Annotated in this window: 19 protein-coding genes; 10 read left to right on the forward strand and 9 right to left on the reverse strand. The window is 60.8% G+C overall.

Translation table 11 applies throughout. From position 1 onward, the window contains the following. Positions 1-141: 141 nt before the first annotated feature. Entirely contained in the window at positions 142-780 is a 639-nt protein-coding gene (locus tag QM649_RS01740) for a DedA family protein (protein ID WP_415197278.1), read from the reverse strand. Between the two features lie 80 nt (positions 781-860). Here QM649_RS01740 and QM649_RS01745 point away from each other — a divergent pair, with 80 nt between their 5' ends. Next, positions 861-1,190: an ATP-binding protein gene (locus tag QM649_RS01745; protein ID WP_415197279.1), complete on the forward strand. Its 330-nt coding sequence runs from the start codon at positions 861-863 to the stop codon at positions 1,188-1,190. Positions 1,191-1,196: 6 nt separating this feature from the next. On the opposite strand, the gene QM649_RS01750 is transcribed toward QM649_RS01745, so the two are convergent. The 3 genes from QM649_RS01750 to QM649_RS01760 form a co-directional block, all read right to left on the reverse strand. Continuing rightward, complete coding sequence (locus tag QM649_RS01750) at positions 1,197-1,610, reverse strand: hypothetical protein (RefSeq protein WP_415197280.1); 414 nt, start codon at positions 1,608-1,610, stop codon at positions 1,197-1,199. 113 nt (positions 1,611-1,723) lie between these two features. Then, complete coding sequence (locus tag QM649_RS01755; RefSeq protein ID WP_415197281.1) at positions 1,724-2,314, reverse strand: RNA polymerase sigma factor; 591 nt, start codon at positions 2,312-2,314, stop codon at positions 1,724-1,726. Between the two features lie 15 nt (positions 2,315-2,329). Continuing rightward, a complete protein-coding gene (locus tag QM649_RS01760; RefSeq protein WP_415197282.1) occupies positions 2,330-2,785 on the reverse strand; it encodes a hypothetical protein in 456 nt (151 codons plus the stop codon). 115 nt (positions 2,786-2,900) lie between these two features. Between QM649_RS01760 and QM649_RS01765 the strand changes: the two genes are divergently transcribed. Further along, entirely contained in the window at positions 2,901-3,620 is a 720-nt protein-coding gene (locus tag QM649_RS01765; RefSeq protein WP_415197283.1) for a YceH family protein, read from the forward strand. Positions 3,621-3,663: 43 nt separating this feature from the next. After that, positions 3,664-4,431 (forward strand): endonuclease III, encoded by a 768-nt coding sequence (gene nth, locus QM649_RS01770; protein WP_415197284.1) that lies wholly within the window; start codon positions 3,664-3,666, stop codon positions 4,429-4,431. On the opposite strand, the gene QM649_RS01775 is transcribed toward nth, so the two are convergent. From QM649_RS01775 to ccsA, 4 genes are read right to left on the reverse strand one after another with little or no spacing between them, the layout of a single operon-like run. Further along, positions 4,428-5,204: a uroporphyrinogen-III synthase gene (locus QM649_RS01775; protein ID WP_415197285.1), complete on the reverse strand. Its 777-nt coding sequence runs from the start codon at positions 5,202-5,204 to the stop codon at positions 4,428-4,430. The two genes, nth and QM649_RS01775, sit on opposite strands and share 4 nt — an antisense overlap. A gap of 12 nt (positions 5,205-5,216) precedes the next feature. Next, a complete protein-coding gene (hemC, locus tag QM649_RS01780) occupies positions 5,217-6,167 on the reverse strand; it encodes a hydroxymethylbilane synthase (protein WP_415197286.1) in 951 nt (316 codons plus the stop codon). A 13-nt stretch (positions 6,168-6,180) separates the two neighbouring features. Beyond that, positions 6,181-7,515, reverse strand: coding sequence for a glutamyl-tRNA reductase (hemA, locus tag QM649_RS01785; protein ID WP_415197287.1), 1,335 nt, complete (start codon positions 7,513-7,515; stop codon positions 6,181-6,183). Beyond that, positions 7,512-8,327: a cytochrome c biogenesis protein CcsA gene (ccsA, locus tag QM649_RS01790; protein ID WP_415197288.1), complete on the reverse strand. Its 816-nt coding sequence runs from the start codon at positions 8,325-8,327 to the stop codon at positions 7,512-7,514. The genes hemA and ccsA overlap by 4 nt, the downstream gene beginning before the upstream one ends. Before the next feature lie 229 nt (positions 8,328-8,556). Between ccsA and QM649_RS01795 the strand changes: the two genes are divergently transcribed. From QM649_RS01795 to QM649_RS01820, 6 genes are all read left to right on the forward strand, one after another. Continuing rightward, complete coding sequence (locus QM649_RS01795; protein ID WP_415197289.1) at positions 8,557-8,829, forward strand: hypothetical protein; 273 nt, start codon at positions 8,557-8,559, stop codon at positions 8,827-8,829. A gap of 60 nt (positions 8,830-8,889) precedes the next feature. After that, positions 8,890-11,529 carry a DNA mismatch repair protein MutS gene (mutS, locus tag QM649_RS01800; RefSeq protein WP_415197290.1) on the forward strand — a complete coding sequence of 880 codons (2,640 nt, stop codon included), beginning with the start codon at positions 8,890-8,892 and terminating at the stop codon, positions 11,527-11,529. Beyond that, on the forward strand, positions 11,526-12,593 hold the full coding sequence (nagZ, locus tag QM649_RS01805; RefSeq protein ID WP_415197291.1) for a beta-N-acetylhexosaminidase: 1,068 nt from the start codon (positions 11,526-11,528) through the stop codon (positions 12,591-12,593). Before mutS ends, nagZ begins: the two co-directional genes overlap by 4 nt. Beyond that, positions 12,590-13,756, forward strand: a complete 1,167-nt coding sequence (locus tag QM649_RS01810) for an anhydro-N-acetylmuramic acid kinase (RefSeq protein ID WP_415197292.1) — start codon at positions 12,590-12,592, stop codon at positions 13,754-13,756. Before nagZ ends, QM649_RS01810 begins: the two co-directional genes overlap by 4 nt. Further along, entirely contained in the window at positions 13,749-15,287 is a 1,539-nt protein-coding gene (locus QM649_RS01815; RefSeq protein WP_415197293.1) for an ABC transporter substrate-binding protein, read from the forward strand. Before QM649_RS01810 ends, QM649_RS01815 begins: the two co-directional genes overlap by 8 nt. A gap of 120 nt (positions 15,288-15,407) precedes the next feature. Further along, positions 15,408-16,283 (forward strand): hypothetical protein, encoded by an 876-nt coding sequence (locus tag QM649_RS01820; RefSeq protein ID WP_415197294.1) that lies wholly within the window; start codon positions 15,408-15,410, stop codon positions 16,281-16,283. A 1-nt stretch (position 16,284) separates the two neighbouring features. Here the strand turns inward: QM649_RS01820 and QM649_RS01825 are convergent, their stop codons facing one another. Further along, the gene (locus QM649_RS01825; RefSeq protein WP_415197295.1) at positions 16,285-17,631 is read right to left on the reverse strand and encodes a nucleotide sugar dehydrogenase; all 1,347 of its coding nucleotides are present in this window, start codon (positions 17,629-17,631) and stop codon (positions 16,285-16,287) included. Between the two features lie 419 nt (positions 17,632-18,050). On the opposite strand from QM649_RS01825, the gene QM649_RS01830 reads away from it, so the two are divergent. After that, positions 18,051-21,362 carry a DUF1800 family protein gene (locus QM649_RS01830; RefSeq protein WP_415197362.1) on the forward strand — a complete coding sequence of 1,104 codons (3,312 nt, stop codon included), beginning with the start codon at positions 18,051-18,053 and terminating at the stop codon, positions 21,360-21,362. Position 21,363 lies beyond the last annotated feature (1 nt).

Genomic DNA, 21,363 nt, shown 5'->3' on the forward strand with positions numbered 1-21,363 from the left:
GTCGCGAGAATCGCGGGGCCAATGGCAGCAGGAGCGATATGTCCTGCATTTTCATAAATTTGCAGGCGATTAAGCGTAAGCGCTTAAGCCTTGGGCCGCGATTTTGCGTCGCCTTTCGCGGCCACAATCAGAGTACCAGAATTACGCTTCCTGGGGGCGGACGCGATCCTTCCAGTGCGTCCATACAAACCAGACAATGCCCACCAGCAGAACCACAACAACCGCAGTATGGAAGCGATGGAAGGCCGTCTTGAACGCTGGATTGGTCTCCCACGCCTGTCCCAGCTTCATGCCCACATAGGCGAGCGCGAAGCACCACGGCCACGAGCCCAGGAACGTGTAGATATGGAAGCGAAGCTGCGGCATTCGTGCGATTCCCGCGGGCAGCGCGATGAAGGTGCGGATCACCGGCAGCAGGCGGCCGACAAACACGGTGATCGAACCGTATTTCGAGAAGAAATGCTCTGCGCGGTCAAGGTCACGGTGGTCCAGCAACACGAAACGCCCGTATTTCGCAATGAAGGGCCGGCCGCCAACGGCGCCGACCCAGTACGCCACGGCCGAACCGAGATTGCAGCCAAGAGCTCCGGCCGTCGCCACGCCCAGCAGGGTGAGCGTGCCCATATGCACCAGGTAGCCGGCAAACGGCATGATGATTTCCGAAGGCAGCGGCACGCAGGCCGACTCGATTCCCATCAGCAGGGCCACTCCGGCGTATCCGGAAGCAGAAATAGTGGCAATGATGAAGTGGGCAAGAAGCGCGAGAATTTTCTCTGTCATTCGTGGGCAAGTATACGTGATTGCCTTTACGCCTCCGCCATGCGCATTTCCGTCATCCCACTGGATATGGAGAGTGGCGAATGAAGGTTCCCATCAGCCAGTGCCAGCCAGAAACGGGTGTCGTGATTCCCGTTATCGATCGCAGCCGCTGTGACGGCAAACAGGACTGCGTGGCTGTGTGCCCTTTCGATGTCTTCGAGATGCAGCGGCTCACGGCGGAAGATACGTTCTGGCTTCCTGTCTCGGCGAAGAAGCGCCAGAAGCTCGTGGGCCGCTGGCAGGCCTTCACACCGAATGCAGACCGATGCCACGCCTGTAATCTCTGCGTTGTGGCCTGCCCTGAAGATGCGATCCGTCTTGTCCGCCAGACGCAACCGGACGCCGAGGATGCAGCGAGCGCTGAACCGTGACCCTGGCTAGCCTGCGACTCGTTCATCGCGGAGAGTGATCCACACCCCGCTTGCGATACAGAGCAGAAATGCCAGCAGTCCGCCAAGAGCATAACTGCCCGTAACAGCGTTTCCCGTCACAGCATTCATCGACACGTCGAGGTGGGAAAACATCGGGGTGATGCTCGCGGCAGCTGTCTGCACAGTATTGAAGTTCCCCAGATGCGAGAGCAGATGCAGCAGCCACGCCGCCACAGCCAGCCCGTAGGCCACGCCCACCACGCGCAGCGCATGGAAGATCGTCGTCGCACGCTCCAGTGCCGCTTTCTTTCGCCGGCTCGCGACCTCGTTCAGAATTTGGGCCAGCGGCGGGATCGTCGCCGCGTGAGTCAGCTGTTCTTCTTCCTGCTGAAAGAGCGCGGCTAGTCTCACTGTCTGCATGCATCCCGTGCAAGCCTCCACATGCTGCCGAAGCCCGGCATATCCTTCCGATTCGATTCCACCATCGCGCATCGCGCGCCGTACTTCCTCGTCACGTTCACATCCAGAAAATGTCATACGCGCTCCTTCCTCGAGGGCTCGAGAAGCTCCGCCGCCTTCTTTCGTGCGCGAAAGAGGAGCATCTTCACGCTCAGCCGGTTCAGCCCGGTCACCGCTGCGATTTCCGCGTGGTCCATGCCTTCGACGTACGCCAGCCACAGCAATTCCCGTTCGCGCGGCTTCATCTCCGCCAGAGCACGCTGCAGGTCGAGCTGCATTTCCCGCTCCAGGCCAGCCTTTGCCGGGAGTTCACTTCCCAGCTCATCCGGCAACGCCTCTTCAGCGCCGCGCCCCTTGCGACGCCAGACATCGTGCATCAGGTTGGTGGCGATGCGGAAGAGATATCGCCGCGCCTCGACCTCGTCCATGGACGTATAGCTGGCGGATTTGCGGTCGCCGGAGCGCAGCAGGTAGCGGCAGAAGGTCTCCTGAACGAGGTCGTCCGCCACATCGCGGCGTCCGGAGACACGCGCCAGATAGGCCCAAAGCGGACGCGCCGTGCGCTCGTAGAGGACGGCGAATGCCTCCTCCCCGAGCGCTTGCTCATTGCCAGCCCGTGCGCCGCTGCTCCTGATAGCAGCAGATTGCGAAATTGTCTCCGCCACCGTCATCCGAGCCCGTTAACCTCTGCGCACCGAATCCACTTCAAGCAGCCCGAAGGACCGCGACAGGAGGTAGGAAGCTGCTCCCGAGATGCCGAAGCCTATGCCCAGACCCACCGCCAGAGTTCCGAACACCGTGAAGCCCTCCTCCGGAAACTGAAGCTTTGAGCGCAGAAACAGCATCGCCGCGCCGAAGCAGGTGAGGATAATCCCCGCCTGAACGCTGTTGAGGATACGGCTGTAGGGCGTCCGCTGTTCCCGCTCGAGCGTCAGTCCGTCGAGAAATTGGCGCCCGGCCTCGGTCTGAGAATAGGCGAGCAGGCTTTGAGAAGACTCCAGCTTGTGCAGAACGATCGCCTGCAATTCCGCCTGGCGACGAGCGATGCGCGAACGCCTGAGGTTGGTAAAAACAATGCTTGCCAGCCAGATAAATGCAGCGAAAAATCCGAGCGGAATGACGATGTTGTCTGACATGGAAACTTCCCCCTGAAATGTAACCTTCACCCGCTATAACGAAGCGGTCCCCTTCCCGGTTAACAACTGTTTCAAACTTTTTCTGGCCGAACCGCTATCCTGATCAGGACGCCCTATGCCCACCCAGCTCGAACCCAACGAACTCCGCGTCCTCGGCTCACTGATCGAAAAAGAGATCACCACCCCCGAGTACTATCCGCTCTCGCTCAACGCGCTGGTCAATGCCTGCAATCAGAAATCCAGCCGCGAGCCGGTAATGCAGCTCGATGAGATTGCCGTGGAGCGCGCCCTTTCTCAGCTCGAAGACCTGTCCCTGGTCCGCCGGGTACACGATTCCCGCGTGGCCAAGTACGAGCACCAGGCTCGCAGCCTACTCGACCTCAAGCGTCCGGAGATCGCGGTGCTGTGCCTGCTATTGCTGCGCGGCCCGCAGACGCCCGGCGAGCTGCGCAGCCGCGCCGACCGACTTTATACCTTCGACGACATCGGAGCTGTCACCTCTACACTTGAGCGCCTGAGCCGCCAGCCGTCGGAAGAGGACTCCGCACAGCGCCGCGAACACGCTCCTCTCGTGACCCTGCTGCCCCGTCAGCCCGGCGAGAAGGAAGCCCGCTATGCGCACACCTTGGGCGGCACGCCAGTCTTGACTCCGCGCGAAGCCTCACCCGCTACGGCATCGAATACCGCCCCGTCGTACGACCGCATCGCCGTTCTCGAAGCAGAAGTAACCAGCCTCCGGGCAGAACTCAACGAAACACGGGAGCGTCTGGCGCGGCTCGAAAGCCTCTTCGGCATTGAGACTGCCGAAACAAATACTGGCGGCAACCCGAATTAGCTTTTTTCTAATCTGACAGTGATCCACTCCAAATAACTCCACCATGGCTACGACAAAGAGCGCCGCAAAATCCGTGAAGAGCCCCGCGAAGAAGACAGCCTCCGCGGCAAAAAGCAAAGCCAGTCCAAAGCGCAGCGCGAAGACCGATCTCGCCCCGGAGCGCATTGACGAGATTCTTCGCCGCCTCGCCGCCGCTTATCCCAATGCGGAGTGCGCGCTGCATCACCGCAACGCGTGGGAACTGCTGGTTGCGACGATTCTTTCCGCGCAATGCACGGATGCCCGCGTGAACATGGTTACCCCGGAGCTCTTCCGCAAATATCCAACCCCGGAGGCCATGGCCCAGGCCTCGACGACTGCGATCGAAGAAGAGATTCGCTCTACCGGCTTTTATCGAAATAAGGCAAAATCGATCGCCGGCGCGGCGCGGCGCATCGCTTATGACTTCAAGGGCAAGGTGCCACGCACGCTCGCCGAACTCATCACCGTGCCCGGCGCAGCTCGCAAGACCGCCAGTGTCGTACTCGGTGTCGCCTACGGCCTTGCCGAGGGCGTCGTCGTCGATACGCACGTACTGCGCATCTCACGTCGTCTCGGCCTTACCCAGGCCACTGAGCCCAAGAAGGTCGAGCAGGATCTGATGAAAATCCTGCCCCAGGACCGCTGGATTCAGTATTCCCACGAAATCATCCACCATGGACGCCAGGTCTGCATCGCGCGCAAGCCACGTTGCGTGGACTGCACTCTCGAAGACCTTTGCTATTCCACGGACAAGACCTGGTCCAGCGTGGACGCGGAGAAACTGCGCTAGGCCAGCACCTTCACAAGCGCCTCTACCAGCCCGTCGAGATCATGCGGGGCCGCTTCAACAGCAGGTTCCCATCCCGCTGCGCGCAATGCTTCGCTGGTGATCGGACCGATTGAGACAGCTCGCAGGCCAGCCGGGCGTGCCAATCCGGCGCGCTCCAGCAATGCGAGGAAATTCGTAACCGTGGATGCGCTTGTAAAGGTCGCGGCGTCCAGCTTCGGCGCTCCTTCTGCAAACAATGTGCGGATCATCTCGATCGAGCTCTGCGGAATCACCGTCCGGTAAGCGTCGGCAACGGTTACCTCCGCGCCCTGCGCCCGCAAGCCTTCGGGGAGCACATCCCGCGCCACAGCTGCTCTTACCACCAGCACCAGCTGCCCGGCAACATCCTCACGCAATGCGGCCAGCAGCGACTCGGCTACATATTCTTCCGGAATCACATCCACCCGCACACCGGCTTCACGCAGAGCCCGTGCCGTCGCAGGACCGATCGCAGCCACGCGCAACGCAGCCAGAGCCTCGATGGAGACGCCCGCCCGCTGCATCCGCTCAAGCAGCGGCGCAACCGCATTGGCGCTCGTCAGAGTGAGTAACTGATACCGTGACAGATCGCGCAAAGCCGCATCGAGAATCTCGAACGACTCCGGAGGCTCGATCGCTATGGCTGGAATTTCTATCGCCTCGGCCCCCAGCTCTGTCAGCTTCGCCGAGAGACGGCCGGCCTGGACCGATGCCCGCGTGACCAGCACGCGCCGTCCCGTGAGCGGAAGGCTCATATCCTCAAGCCCTCAAATCCGGGGCGCATCGCCCAGCAGCGCAAGGATATCTCCGGCGCCCTGCTCCAGCAGCCGGGCCGCAAGCTTGTGGCCCAGGGCGGCAGGGCTTTCGCTCGACTGACATTCCAGCTCTGCCCGCACCAGGCTCGTGCCATCCGGCGCAGCCACCGTGCCGAGAATGCTGTAGCCGCTGCATGCCGCATTCAGAGGACGACAGTGAATGCCGATCGGCACCTGGCAGCCTCCGCCGAGCGCCGCAAGTGCTTCGCGCTCTGCCGTTACCGCGAAGCGCGTCGGCGCGTCATCGAGAAACGCCAGCGCCGCAAGCGTCGTTTCGTCGCCTGCGCGCGTCTCTATTGCCAGCGCGCCCTGCCCGGCTGCCGGGCAAACGATCAGCGCTGGGAAACGTTCGCGTACATGCTCTGTCAGCTGAAGCCGCTCCAGACCAGCGGCTGCAAGGATAATCGCTTCGACCTGCCCCTCGGCCAGCTTGCGCAAACGCGTATCGATATTGCCGCGAAACTCCACGTAATCGAGATCGTGCCGCTGCGCGCGAAGCTGCGCCTGCCGGCGCAGGCTACTCGTCCCCACACGCGCGCCCTGCGGCAGAGACGCAAACGTCTCGTGATGGATGGACACGAAGGCATCGCTCGGATCGACACGCGGCGGGATCGCCGCCAGAGTGAACGGAGCCTCGAGCGTTGTCGGCAGATCCTTCAGGCTATGCACGGCAAGATCGATGCGCCCTTCGAGCAGCGCCTCTTCGATCTCCTTGGTGAACATGCCTTTCGTGCCCACCTGCTTGAAGCTGACCGTCTGCAGCGCATCGCCCGTGGTGCGGATGATCTCGATTTCGACGCCATAACCCTGCGCCCTCAGCTTGTCCGCAATGTAGTTGGCCTGCCACAACGCCAGCTGTGAGCCGCGCGAGCCGATCCGGAGAGGCTCTGCGCTCTCTGCCATGCTAGGGGAAATCTCAGTCATGATCCTCTTGCAGCGCCAGCCGCTCATGCAGCGCGGACGCAGAATCTGCAGGGCGCGCCATCGGCTCATCGATGGTCGGGCCCAGGTGGAATGCCGTACGGATGGCGTCGATCGCCGTCACGTCACCTTCCCGCGCCGCGCTCTTCAGCGCCTGCAGCGGATGGTGGAGAAACTTGTTCACCAATCCGCGGGTGACAGCCTCCACAGCTGCCATCTGATCCGGGGTCAAAGCCTGCAGGCGTGCCTGCGCACGGCGCAGCTCACCCTGCCGGATCTGCTCGGCATACCCTTGCAGCTCGCGCAACGTAGGCACCACGTCCAGCGTTTCCAGGCGGCTGCGATAGCGATCGATCTCTTCATCGAGAATCGTCTCGGCCATCTGCGCCTCGCGCTCGCGATCGACAAGATTGCTCGCTGCCACCTGCTGCAGATCGTCGATGTCGTAAACGAACGCGCCTTCCAGGCGATTGATTTCGGGATCGACATCGCGCGGTACGGCGATATCGATAAACACCATCGGCCGGTTCTTGCGCCTCTGCAAAAACTGCTGCGCATTCGGAGCGGAAAATAGAAACTCCGGTGCGCCGGTCGATGTGATGAGGATGTCAGCCTCATGCGCCCGCGCGTAGATATCTTCGAAGCGAATCACCTGGGCGCTGAACTTATCCGCCAGCCTTATAGCGCGCTCATGTGTACGATTCGAAATAATCAGCGAGCTCGCGCCTTGCTGCATCAGGTGCCGTGCCGCCAGCTCGCTCATCTTGCCGGCGCCTACCAGCAGCACCCGCTTGCCCTTGAGCGAACCGAAAATCTTGCGGACAAGATCGACTGCAACCGAGGCGATCGACACCGATGAAGAGCCGATCTGCGTCTCCGTGCGCACCTTCTTCGCCGCCGCGAATGCGCCCTGCAGCAGCCGCTCCAGGTTACCGCCCATAGCCCCGGCTTCACGCGCCGCGGCGTAAGATTCCTTCACCTGCCCCAGGATCTGCGACTCCCCGACGACCATGGAATCCAGGCTTGCAGCCACACGGAAAAGATGCCGTGCCGCGTCCATTTCGCGGTATTCGTAGAGATGCGGGACCACCAGTTCCCGCCTGACCGCATAGCGCGCCTGCAGAAAATCAGGCAGTTCAGGCTCTGGCCCCTCGTAGGCCACCAGCATCTCCACGCGGTTGCACGTGGAAACGATCATCGCCTCACGAACGCCCTCGTGCTCCAGCAACGCCGCCGTCTCCACGCTCAACCGGTCAGGCGAAACGGCCAGCCGCTCACGCAGCTCCACTGGCGCCGTTTTGTGATTCAAACCTGTGAGGAGCAATTTCATGGAGCGCTGAACCTGTGGACCGTACTGAATAGATTCGCGGCCCATACACTTAGCATCACAAGAAATACAACCGACGAGAGATACACCGCCCGTCTGCCGCGCAGTCCCCGGCTCCGCCGTACAAACAGCATCACCATGTACAGCGCCCACATCACGAAAGACAGCACGACCTTAGGATCGGCAAAATACGCCGCGCCGACACTCTCCTGCGCGATCAGCGAACCCGCCAGCAGACCCACAGTCATCCCGTGGAAGCCCAGCACCAGCGTCTTCTGCGCGATCTGATCCATCGTCTCAAGCGGCGGCAGCCAGTTGAGGAACGCAGGCGAGCGTGGGCTCTTAAGCCTCCGCTCCTGCATCAGGTAGAGGCTGCTGGCCGTAAGGCTGAAGAGCAGCGCCGCGTAAGCCAGCAGCAGGGCTCCGATATGCAGGAACAGCCACCCGCTGCGAATCATCGGCGAAGAAAAGGTGTACTTGTCCGGTCCCAGCGCGGGCACGACCGTGAGCAGGAACGCCAGCGGCAACGCAAAGATTCCAAAGGAGAGCGTGCGGTAGAAGATCGCAACCGCCAGGAATACCGTCACGATCAGCAGAGCCAGCGCCGACTGCACCTCGTGCGTGCCGACAGGCAGCCAGCGGTGCGCCAGCACCAGCCGTTCTACCGTTGAAGTCAGGTGAGCGAACCACGCTGCGCCAGCCAGCGGCAGGCAGACCTTGCGCCAGCCTTCCCGGTTCCCGAGCACCGCCGCAAATGCCGACACCGAGGCGCAGCCATAAAGTACCACCGCCACCCGGAGCCAGAGTAGAAACATATCTCTCCTAAACACTTGCGTAATCTTTAGTATACGCGCCTTTTCCAGAGGAATTTGTGAGCTGCGACACACATCCGGCGCGGTTTCCGCGGTGATCTCACCAATAACGCCGCGGCCTGGCTTTCATCCAGTGACAAACTTCGCCTTCCCCTGGCCGAGCAGCTCGGCCTCCTCGCATCCCAACCAGCAGAACGACAGAAAACGAAATCCAGAATGCGGAGAGTGCAATATGACGGACTATCGCGTGAAACCGGGCCAGGTCCATGAAGATCAGGTCACCTCGTATCTCGAAAGCCAGTCGTCGAAGCTGCCTTCCAGCTTCTTCCTCGGCGCAGCGCTTGCCTCGATGGCGACATCCCTCACGCTGAAGGCCTTCGGCAAGCACCAGACCGCGCTTTTCGTCGGCCAGTGGGCCGCCCCGTTCCTTCTGCTGGGTACCTATAACAAGATGGTCAAACAGCACGGCAGCGACGCCATCTCCCATATCGCAGACGCCGCTTAGCCCGATCACAGGGGGTCACACTACACGCCAGCCTATCCTTCGCGATATGCTGGCGTTTCCGTGTCTGATATCACCGCATCGCAAAATGAAGCCGCGCAGACTCCGCTCATGCGCCAGTACTGGGCCGCCAAGCGCCAGCATCCCGACGCCCTGCTCTTCTTCCGCATGGGCGACTTTTACGAGCTCTTTTACGAGGACGCCAAGGTCGCCTCGCGCGAACTGCAGCTCACGCTGACCGCCCGTGACCGTGAAAAGACCCAGCCCATGTGCGGTATGCCCTACCACGCGGTCGAGGGCTACATCACTCGCCTGCTCCGCAAGGGCTACCGCATTGCCATCTGCGAACAGCTCGAAGACCCGAAGCTCACCAAGAAAATCGTCAAGCGCGATGTGACCCGTGTACTCACGCCGGGCACCGCCATCGACCCGACGCTCGGCTCCAGCGAGAACAACTACCTCGCCTCCGTCCATGTCGACGGCCCGACCATCGGTCTCGCCTTCCTCGATCTCTCAACCGGCGACTTCCGCGCGACGGAATTCTCCGGCCCGACTGCGCAGCAGCAGGCCGCCGATGAGTTGGAAAAACTCGGGGCCACCGAGGTGCTCGCCAACCCCGGCAGCAGCCTGCTGAATGAGAGCCAGGAGCTCTCAGCCGCGCTTTCGCGCACACGCACCAGAACCAGCGTCGACGATTACGCCTTCAGTGCGGATTACGCCCTGCCGCTGCTCGAGCGCCAGCTCGGTGCACTTTCTCTGGAAGGCTTCGGACTCTCACAGCATCGGGCGGCCGCCGTTGCCGCCGGCGTGATCGTCCATTACGTACGGCAGACGCAGCAGAACGACGCTACGCACGTCGACGCCATCCGCTACTACGAGCGCAGCCAGCATATGCACCTCGACCAGGTGACGGTGCGCAATCTCGAGCTGCTCGATCCCATCTTCACGGACGCTGGAACCAACGCGACGCTCTTCCGCTCGCTCGATTGCCTGATGACGCCGATGGGCAAACGCCTGCTGCGTTCTTCCCTGCTTCGTCCACTGCTTGAGCCTGTAGAAATTCAGCATCGCTATGATGCCGTCGCCAAAGTGCGCGGCGATCTCATTCAGCGCGAACAGATCCGGCGCGGCCTCAGTGGCATCCTTGACCTCGAACGCCTGCTGGCACGCCTCTCGCTCGACAGTGCAGGCCCGCGCGACCTCATGGCAATGGCAGCATCCATCCGCCATCTGCCGCAGCTGCGCGCCGACATCGCGCCGCTCAACGCGCATCTCTGGAAGAGCGCGAACAACCGCCTCGACACGCTCGAAGACCTACACCAGGAGATCTCTGGCACTCTCATCCCCGAACCTCCGCTCACGCTCGCGGATGGCGGCGTGATCGCGACCGGCATTCATGCTGAGCTCGATGAGCTGCGGGCTATCAGTCACAGCGGGCGCTCGTCCATCGCTGCGATTGAAGAGCGCGAACGCCAGCGCACCGGCATTTCATCCTTAAAGGTTCGCTTTAATAACGTCTTCGGCTACTACATCGAAATTACGAAGTCGAACCTCGCGAATGTGCCCACGGATTACGAGCGCAAACAGACACTCGTCAATGCCGAGCGATTCACCACGCCCGAGCTGAAGGAATACGAAACCAAGGTCCTCACCGCTCACGACCGCTCTATCGAGATTGAGAAACAGATCTTCGGCGAACTGCGCCGCCGCATCATGGCCGGCTCGGGCCGCATTCGCAAGACCAGCGCCATCGTCGCCGAAATCGATCTGCTCACAAGCTTCGCGCACCTCGCCGCATCGCGCGGATACACGCAACCGCTGCTCGCAGAGACATCGGTTCTTGAAATCGTTGCGGGTCGGCACCCCGTCATCGAGTGCCTGATGGAGGAGGCAGGCGAAGGCCGCTTCATCCCCAACAACCTCTATCTCGACACGGATGGCCCAAGCCTGCTGCTGCTCACCGGTCCGAACATGGGCGGTAAGTCGACCTACCTGCGGCAGGCTGCACTGCTCGCCATCATGGCGCAGATCGGCTCCTTCGTTCCTGCCGAGCGCATGCGCTACGGCATCGTCGATCGCGTCTACACCCGCATTGGTGCAAGCGACAATGTTGCACGAGGCCGTTCGACATTCATGGTCGAGATGATGGAGACCGCGACCATCCTCAACACAGCCACGTCACAATCACTGATCCTTTTAGACGAGATGGGCCGCGGCACCTCGACGTACGACGGTCTCGCACTCGCCTGGGCCACGGTCGAACACCTGCATGCCCGCGTCGGCGCACGTACTTTGTTCGCCACGCACTATCACGAGCTCACCATCCTCGCCGAGCAGTTGACGAAGCTGAAGAATCTGCGTGTCGCCGTGAAGGAGTCGCCACAGGGCATTGTCTTCCTGCATTCCATTGAAGAAGGTCCCGCGAACAAGAGCTACGGTATCGATGTCGCACGGCTTGCCGGATTGCCGTCGCAGGTCATCCAGCGTGCACGCCAGGTTCTCAAGCAGCATGAGCGCTCCGAACGTATGCAGGTCGCTGCGGAAGCTGAAGCACCCATGCAGATGACCATGTTCACGCCGCTCTCGCAGCATGTGATCGATCGCCTGGAAGCGACGGACATCAATGCCCTCACTCCATTGCAGGCACTCAACTTTCTCGAAGAGTTGAAGACCGAGATCAAGGCAGGCCAGTCGACGCGATGAACTCACTCCGCCAGCGTGTCGGGAAACTGCTCTTCGTTGGGCTCGAAGGCAAAGCGATTACCCCCATGGAACGCGCATGGCTGAGGCTGATCGAGCCAAGCGGTGTGATCCTCTTTCGTCGAAACATCGAGGAAATCCATCAGACCCGTGCATTGCTGCAGGATGCACAGAGCCTCTCGTCACAACCGCAGTTCCGCTGTGTCGATCTCGAAGGCGGCCTTGTCGATCGCCTTCGGGATCTCATCGCGCCGATGCCTGCACCCGCCGCGGTGTTCGCCACCGGCAAGTCCCGCTTTTATCAGCGTCACGGTCGCCTGATCGGCGCAGAAGTGCGGCTCGCAGGCTTCAATATGACGCTCGCACCGGTGCTTGACCTCGCCCTGCCCGCGTCGTCTGCGGTAATGCGCACGCGCGTCGTTGCAGAAAATCCGGAGCACGTCGCAACCTACGCCAATGCCTTCCTCGATGGCCTTGCGCAGGAAGATGTCCTCGGCTGCGGCAAGCACTTCCCTGGCCTTGGCGGTGGAACGCTCGACTCGCACCATGCCATGCCCTCGATCGAACGCACATGGCCGGAACTATGGAAGAACGACCTCGCGGTCTATCGCGCGCTCGCACCACGGCTGCCCATGGTGATGGTTGCACACGCCTCTTATCCTCAAACACAGGACACCGCACCCGCATCCGTCTCGCGCTTCTGGATCGACAGTGTGCTACGAAAGAAAATTGGTTTTCGCGGCGTCGTCATCTCGGATGACATGGAGATGGGCGGTATTCTCACGCAGCGTTCCATCGAAGACGCGGCCGTAGAAGCCGTCGCGGCCGGGACAGACGTCATCGAGATCTGCAAGGATCCCGTTCTAACCCTCCGCGCTTTTGAAGCGCTGCTACGCGAGTCCGAGCGTTCTGCCACATTTCTCCGGCGTATCGAAGCCGCGGGACGCCGTATCGACACGCTGCGCCGCAAACTGCCAGCCGCAACGCTTGATCGCCGTATCCCGCAGGATCGCATTCTCCGCATGCGCACCGTAGTCCAGAAGTTCGCTGAGGAAATCGCCCGATGAAGAACAGCATGCTCGTCGCAGGCATCATGAGCGGCACTTCAGCCGATGGTATCGACGTCGCACTCGTCCGCATCACTCCCGGCGCCAATGGCCCGCGCCTCAAACTGCTTACCCATCACGCAGAACGCTACCCGGCGAAGCTGCGCGCGGCTGTTCTCGCAGCCATGAACTCGCCTGAAATCTCTACCGCAGAGCTGGCGCGTCTCAACTGGCGGCTCGGTCTTGCCTATGCCGCATCTGTCACAGCAGCGGTAGCAAATGCAGGTGTGCGTCCTGATCTGATCGGTTGCCACGGCCAGACGATCTACCACCAGGGCAAAGCAGAACCGTATCTCGGAGAAAGATTCGCCTGCACCTGGCAGCTCGGTGAGGCTTCTCTCATCGCAGCGAAGGCCGGCATTCCCGTCGTCTCCAACTTTCGTCCTGCCGATATGGCCGCAGGTGGCCAGGGCGCACCGCTGGTTCCCTTCCTCGACTACACACTCTTCCGGCATCCTCGCCGCGCACGCGTGCTGCAGAATCTCGGCGGCATCGCAAATCTTACCGTAATCCCCCGCGATGCTGCTCCCGATCAACTGATCGCCTTCGATACCGGCCCGGCGAACATGATCGTCGATGCGCTCATGGAGCAGCTCTCCGGCAAACGTTTCGATCGCAACGGCTCCGTCGCTCGCCGCGGCACTGTGATCCCTGCGGTGCTGGCCGAACTTCTGCGCGATGCCTACTTCGCTGCCGAACCTCCAAAATCCTGCGGCCGCGAGCAGTACGGTGCGGATTACACAGCACGCTTCCTCTCACTCTGCCGTAAGCACAGTCAGAAGCCGGAAGACGCCATCGCTACAGCCACAGCCTTCACCGCGGAGACAATCGCCAATGCCTGGCAGCGTTTCGTCGCACCACGCATTGCCGGCCAGCCGGTCGACTACATCGTGGCCGGCGGCGGAGCGCAGAATCGTACATTGATGCACATGCTCACCGAGCGTCTGACTCCGTTCGGCGCCTGCGTCCTCACAACAGACGAAACCGGCATGCCTGCACAGGCAAAAGAAGCAGCGGCGTTTGCATTGCTCGCATGGCAAACGTGGCACCATCAACCTTCGAACATCCCAGCCGCCACCGGCGCCGCGCGCCCTGCAATCCTCGGTCAGATTACCTATGTCTAAGCGGATTCTCAGCGCAGTAGCCACGTCGCTCCTCGCCTGCACACTCACTGCATGCGGACACCACGCTTCGAACAGCGATACGGTGACCATGCTCATCGAGAGCAGCCCCACGAACCTCGATCCACGCATCGGTACCGATGCACAGTCAGAGCGCATTGACGCGCTCGTCTTCGACGCACTTGTCGCACGCAACAGCCACTTCGGCCTCGACCCCGCGCTCGCGCTGCGCTGGGAAACGCCCGATCCACAGACTTACATCTTTCATCTGCGCAGCGGCGTGCATTTTCAGGATGGCCGCCCGCTCACCTCGCGCGACGTGAAGTGGACGCTCGACACGATCACCAATGGCAGCGTCGTCACGGTAAAGTCCGGCTCTTATCGCACGATTCAATCGGTGGAGACACCCGATCCCCTCACAGTCGTCATTCATCTCAAGAAACCCGACCCCGCATTGTTGTGGAACCTCTGCGACGGTGCTTTCGGCGTGGTTCCTTATGGCAGTGGCAAGGACTTCTGGCGGCATCCCATAGGCAGCGGCCCTTTTCGCTTTGTGAGCCAGACGATCGATAAAGATGTGCTGCTCGATCGATCGGAAAACTACTGGGCAGCACCAGCTAAGATCCCGCACCTCGCCTTCGCCGTCGTGCCGGATGCGACCACCCGCGCACTCGAACTCGAGAAAGGTTCAGCCGACGTGGAAGTCAATGCGCTGACGCCGGATATGGTGGAAACGCTACGCACACGTCCCAGCCTCACGGTGGAAGACGGTCCCGGCACGACGCTGGTGTATACCGTCTTCAATATGCACGACGCGCCGCTCAGGGATAGCCGCATCCGCCGCGCCATCGCACTCGGCATCAATCGACCGCTCATCATTCAGTCGCTGCTGCGCGGTGAAGCCCGCGTGGCAGACAGCATTCTGCCACCGGAACAGCCTCTTTATTGGAGTGCTCACGGCACGCTCGACGCAGTCAGCTATGATCCAGGCGCCGCCAATGCACTGCTCGATGCAGCTGGTTATCGTCGCGGCCCAGATGGAATTCGCTTCCATCTGGGGATGAAAACTTCGACCGACGAAACCACGCGGCTCCTCGCCGTGATTCTGCAACAACAGTTGTCACAAATCGGGATTTCACTGGACCTGCGCAGTTACGAATTCGCGACGTTCTATGCCGACCTCGTAAAAGGCGCCTTCCAGCTCGCGCCGTCACGTTGGATCGGCGGCAATGAGCAGCCGGATATTTTCCATTATGCTTACGCCGGTTCCAGCATTCCGCCTCATGGCGGCAATCGCGGATACTATTCCAATCCGCAGGTAGATGCCCTGCTCGATGACGCCGCAGCTGCCACCAGCGATGCACAGCGTGCCGGCGATTACCGCCAGGTACAGCAGGTTCTGGCACACGACCTTCCGTCACTCAATCTTTGGTACCTCGATACCGTCATCGTGCATTCGCGGCGTTTAACGAACGTCACCACATCGCCATCCGGAGACTTTGCGTTTTTACGCACTGCGGCGCTGGCACGCTGATCGTTCCCTCATGCATCGAGTCAATCCGGATTAGCACTCGTATCCCGCCGCAAATTCACTCAAGGAAAGATTGCATCCCATGTATCATCGAGTGGAATTCCAGCTTCGCGAGAACCAACCATGATCGGCTTTCTTCTGACAGTAGGCCCGAAAGAGGGCGGTATCGCAGTACAAGCAATTCAATCCATCCTTCGCCACTACCATGATGCGAAGATATGGGTTCGCGACGATGCTACGACCGACGGCTCTTATGAGCTCTTGAAAGGCCTCGCCGACCAGCATCCGGATCGCATCGACCTCGCACGCAACCCGCAGCCGATGGGCTACCGAGGCATCCCGGTTTCTATCTTCCGCTCCTACCATCGCATTGCGAATGCGCCGGAAAAACTGGAGATGCTGATTCAGCTCGATCCCGACGTATGGCTTCGTGATGGCATCGATGAGCTGGCCCGGAAGAAGTTTGCAGAGCAAGGCCCCGGCATCGTGGGATCCTACATGCGTTCACCTTCCCAGACCACGCGCAGCCATTCCTGGCACCGCAATAACATGATCCGGGATCTCTTTCCCCTTGGCTGGGACAAAGCCACAAAGAAGTTTCGAGCGGGCTTTCCGTTCTATCTTCCCTACTTGTCCACAGCGATGCGCAACGGCTATAAGCCTGGACATCATGTCCTCGGCGCCTTCTACATCATGAGTGGCGAAACGCTCTATGCTTTGGAAAAAGTCGGATTCTGGGACTCCATGCCCGACGCAGGAAGCCGGATCATCAAGGAAGATGACCCACTCGTCTCCATAGGAGCCTTCATCGTGGGCCATAAACTTATCGAGTTACACGATGAAGGCACGCCGAAAGTATGGATCCAGGTGGCGAACCCGCTTCCCTTTTCCGCGCAGGAGATTCTCGAAAGGAATTACATGGCCGTTCACCCGCTCAAGTACGATGAGCGGGCGCTTGCCATTCGTCGTGAACTCGCCGAGGCGACCGCGGTCGCCTGATTCAGCAGCGCACGATCTTTTCCGAGACAATCCCCTTCGTCGCGTTGCGCGTATCCACGATCAGCTTCGATTCGCGCACGATGCGCTCGTAGTCGTAGTCCGAGTGATCCGTCACAATCAGCACGCAATCGTAGCTGCCAAGGTTTTCGAGCGGCGCGCAGTGCATGTCGAGGTGATAGTGCCGTCCCTGTCCAACATACGGGAAATACGGGTCGTTGTAGGAAACGATCGCGCCCTTCTGACGCAGTAACTCAATCACGGTAAGTGACGGCGATTCGCGCAGGTCGTCGACATCCCGCTTGTACGACATGCCCAGTACCAGCACCTTCGCGTTCTTCAACGCCTTCTCGTGCTCGTTCAGCGCGTCGGCCGTGCGCTCGATGACGTAATACGGCATGGCCGTATTCACTTCGCCTGCAAGCTCGATGAACCGGGTGCGGAAATCGAACTGCTTCGCCTTCCACGAGAGATAGAACGGGTCGATCGGGATGCAATGGCCGCCGAGCCCCGGACCTGGATAAAACGCCTGGAAGCCGAAAGGCTTGGTCTTCGCCGCATCGATGACTTCGAAAATATCGATCCCCATACGCTCGCAGAGCTGCTTCAGTTCGTTCACCAGCGCGATGTTCACACACCGATAGATGTTCTCGAGCAGCTTGGTCATCTCGGCTGTGGCAGGCGTCGAAACGGGCACCGTCCGATTGAAGATCGTGGCATAGAGCGAAGAGGCCAGCTCCTGCGCAACAGGCCCGGCACCGCCCACCACCTTCGGGATATCGCGGCGCGCCACAGTGTCATTGCCCGGGTCTTCCCGCTCCGGCGAGAACGCCACGTAGAAGCCCTCTGCCTGCGCATCCCGTGCCACGCGAAGACCACCGGGATTCTTTGCCTCGAGGATCGGGATCAACTCTTCTTCTGTCGTTCCCGGGTAGGTCGTGCTTTCGAGCACAACCAGCTGCCCCGCGCGCAGATGCGGAGCGATCGCCTCGGCCGTCGCCTGCACATAGCTCAGATCGGGTTCATGGAAGTCCGTTAGCGGTGTCGGCACGCACACGATGACCGCGTCCATCTCCGTAATCGCTGCAAAATCGGTAGTCGCCAGAAAGCCAGCCCGCTGCGCGGCCTGGATCTCGGTAGCCGGGATGCGAACGATATAAGAGCCGCCCTGGTTGAGCGTCGAAACCTTCTTTTCGTCGATGTCAAAACCCGTGACACGGAAGCCGGCCTCACTGAAGAGGAGCATCAACGGCAGTCCTACGTAACCCATGCCGATTACGCCGATTCGCGCTGTGCGTCCCTCAATCTTCTTCAACCATTCCTCGGCCGCACGGCTCACTGCAACTGCCATAACTCTTGCCCTCGCTTCACTTTTCACTGTTCCGAAATGCTTCTTCCTTTATGATATCAATCAGTTTCCTCTTATCTGCAGTCGTAGCTTCCGCGTCATCGCGGAGGTGCGCCTTGGTGTCGAAAATCAGCACGAGTAACCTTGGTAACGTATATAAGGTACTGTTGCGCGTAAGCCGAATTACTGTTAGGGTCTTTACATCCCCCTAGGCGCTGCCTGCTCCTCCCCCCGCAGGAAATGTAAGTCCCCCTTATTTGCCCTTGTGGGCCTGCTTTTCCCTCTCTGCCGATCTGCCCCTTATTACCTTGCTTTCCGCGGCCACCATGACGCCGCGATCAGGAGCTGATATGCGCACTGTTTGGTCCTCTTTTGGACTGCTAACGAAATCCCTGTCTTTTCTTGGGATTATTTCGATCTTGATGGTTTTGTCGCCGCAGCGCGCCGTTGCCTCTCAGCCAACCATGACGCTCAGCGCCTCGAGCGTCGATGGGCTCAACTCCGGCACTGCCCGACTCGGCATGCATGTGCAGCTCACGCCCGTGGTAAGCGGCAGCAGCAGCACTTCAGTAACCTGGTCGATGTCTGGAGCTGGTTCCATTACGACCGCTGGCCTCTATTCGGCGCCGGATTCCGGTTCTGTCGGCACAACCGTGAAGTTCACGGCGACCCTCGACAGCACGCCCGCGGTCAGCGCGACATACACGCTCACGATCGTCAATCCCGTGCCCAGCATCACGAAGGTCAGCCCGGCCGCTCTGCCTCGCGGCACCAGCACCGTGGCGCTGACCGGCTGGGGCTTCATTCCCGGCACCGTTGTCTACATGAACGGCGCAGCTCTGCCGACGACCTATGTCTCGATCAGTCAGGTCAATGTACAGGTAACCCTGTCATCCACGGCCACCGGCAGTGTGTCCTTCGTTGCGGTAAACGGTAGCCCGTCGGGCGGTACCAGCCCCGCGGTCTCCGCCTCCATCGCGGCGATCGGGCTGACCCTCCAGGCACAGAGCGCGGGTGGTTTGAATACCGGCAGCGTGACGATGGGTCTGCACATGCAGCTCACGCCCGTCGTTACGGGCACGACGAGCACAGCGGTCACGTACAGCCTCAGCGGAGCCGGCACTCTCACATCGGCAGGCCTCTACACCGCGCCCGCCTCCGGTACGGCAGGACAGAGCATCACGGTCAAGGCCGCTCTCACCTCCGACTCTTCGGTGACTGCCTCATACACCTTCGAGCTGCTGAACCCCGCGCCCGTACTGACAAAGCTCTCTGTCAGCTCGCTCCCCAAGGGAACCACAACGGTTCTCGTTGCCGGGAGTGGCTTCATCCCCTCGACCACCGTACTGGTCAGCGGCAAAGCCGTCGCAACCTCGTACGTTTCCCCGTATGAAGTAAGCGCACCGGTCACGGTTTCGACGAGCGGCGTCTCCATCGCTACGTACAATGCCGGTCCCGGAGGCGGAACCTCGTCGGCCATCCAGGTGCCGCTCTCCGGCCTGAGCATGACGCTGAATGCCACCAGTGCGGACGGCGCGAACACCCATACCGGACGGCTTGGCCTCCACGTGCAGCTGACGCCGGTCATCACCGGCACCACCAGCACGGCAGTCACCTGGACCCTGAGCGGGCCCGGCACGATCAGTTCGGCCGGACTGTATACCGCTCCTTCGGCGAACGATACAGGCCAGGTAGCGACTGTAACGGCCGCGCTGACCTCCGACCCCACCACCACTGCGACCTATGCGATCACGCTGATCAACCCGGCGCCGTCGGTCTACTCCTTCACACCGACGAGCCTGACGAGCACCAGCAACACGGTCTCCGTCGTCGGCGCGCAGATGGTCCCCGGCACCACGGTGCTCATCAACGGATCGGCCGTAGCGACGACCTACGTCTCCTGGAACAAAGTCACGGCCGTCGTACCCGGTACCGCGGGCGAAAACACCACTCTCTCCATGACGGTGCAGAATCCCTCGCCCGGCGGCGGAAGCACATCCGCATACTCGCTGCCGATCTCTGTCCCCGGCGGCCTTTCCGTAAGCCCTGCCAGCCTGCCCATCAACAGCAGCACCATCACGGTGACCGGCACCGGCTTCTCCAGCTCATCCGTAGTCTGGGTGAACAGCGAAGCCGTACCGACGACTTATGTTTCTGCCACCAAACTCACCGCCACGGCCTTCGTTCCACCGTGGCGGACCGCCGCGGTCACTGTCGGCGTAGGCAATGCGACCAGCGCCAGCGATACCGTCAGCGTGCCTGTCGTGAATCAGACTGCTGTCACGTGGGACGCCGCTGTCCGCTTCAGCTATCAGGCGGCCTTCGGACCGCGTCCGGATGTCGTCGCGCAGATCCAGCAGGAAGGCTTCGACACCTTCCTCACGCAGCAGTTCGCCCAGCCTGTCTCGACCTACCCCGTCGAGTCTTCGTCGAGCGATCTCACCAAGATCCAGTTCTTCTATAACGCGCTCGGCGGCAGCAATCTCCTCCGCCAGCGTGTGGCCTTCGCGCTTGAGGAGTTCATCACGGCGTCGGAGATCGATGGATACATCTACCCCACCGTGGTTCCCTGGCAGACGCTCATGGAGAAGGATGCTTTTGCGAACTTCCGCACTCTGATGAACGACGTCACTCTCAACGCGACGATGGGCTATTGGCTAAACCTGGGCAATGACTTCTCGCCCTTGAACCCGGCACAGCACCCCAACCAGAACTATGCCCGCGAGTTCATGCAGCTGTTCACGATTGGCCCCGTGATGCTCAATGACGACGGCTCGCAGGTTCTCGATTCGAATGGCAAGACCATCGCCACGTATGACACGGCCAACGTACTCGACATGAGCCGCGCGCTCACCGGATGGGCAAATCCGGCGAACGATTCGAGCGCGACCGCTGCCTTGCTCATGGACTTCGGCCTTCCCCTTCAGGCGAACGAGAGCCGGCATGACACGGGCTCGAAGACGCTCCTCGGCAATGTGACGCTGCCCGCGGGCCAGACCATCACCGAAGACCTGAAGAGCGCGCTGGATACGGTCTTCAACCACCAGAATGTGCCACCCTTCATCTCCAAGCTGCTGATCCAGCATCTGGTGAAGAGCGACCCCTCGCCCGAATACATCGAGCGCATCTCCAAGGTGTTCGAGAATGACGGCACCGGCGTCCGGGGCAACCTGCAGGCTGTCGTGCGCGCGATTCTTCTCGATACGGAAGCTCGCGCCGGAGACAGCGACACGGTCGCCGCCTCTGACGGTCATCTCCAGGAACCGATCCTCTATTTCCTGGCCGTGATGAGCGGCGTCCAGACGACCCCGACCACGACTGCGCTGGTGTACACCGAGCGCAGCCTGGGCGAGCACATCTGGAATCCAAACTCGGTCTTCAGCTTCTACCAGCCGACATTCGACATTCCCGGCACTACGATCAATGCTCCGGAGTTCCAGCTTTACGACTCGAACTACCTGCCGCAACGTTCCCAGGTGCTCTACAGCGTGCTTGAAGGTACCCAGCTTGGCTTCAACAAGAACTATCAGACACAGAGCTGGCTCTTCTCGCACTTCTCTAACATTCCTGACCTGCTCGACGCGGTCGACCACCTCTTCTTCCACGGAACCATGCCGACGGCAACCAAGAGCGTGATCGAAAACTACGTCGCATCCGTTCCCACGCTGCGCGAGCAGCAGGTGGAAGCTCTGTATCTCGCACTGAATTCTGACTCATTCCAAATTTCTCACTAAG

Origin of the sequence: Silvibacterium sp., assembly GCF_047605705.1 — a bacterium.
Taxonomy (GTDB): domain Bacteria; phylum Acidobacteriota; class Terriglobia; order Terriglobales; family Acidobacteriaceae; genus Silvibacterium.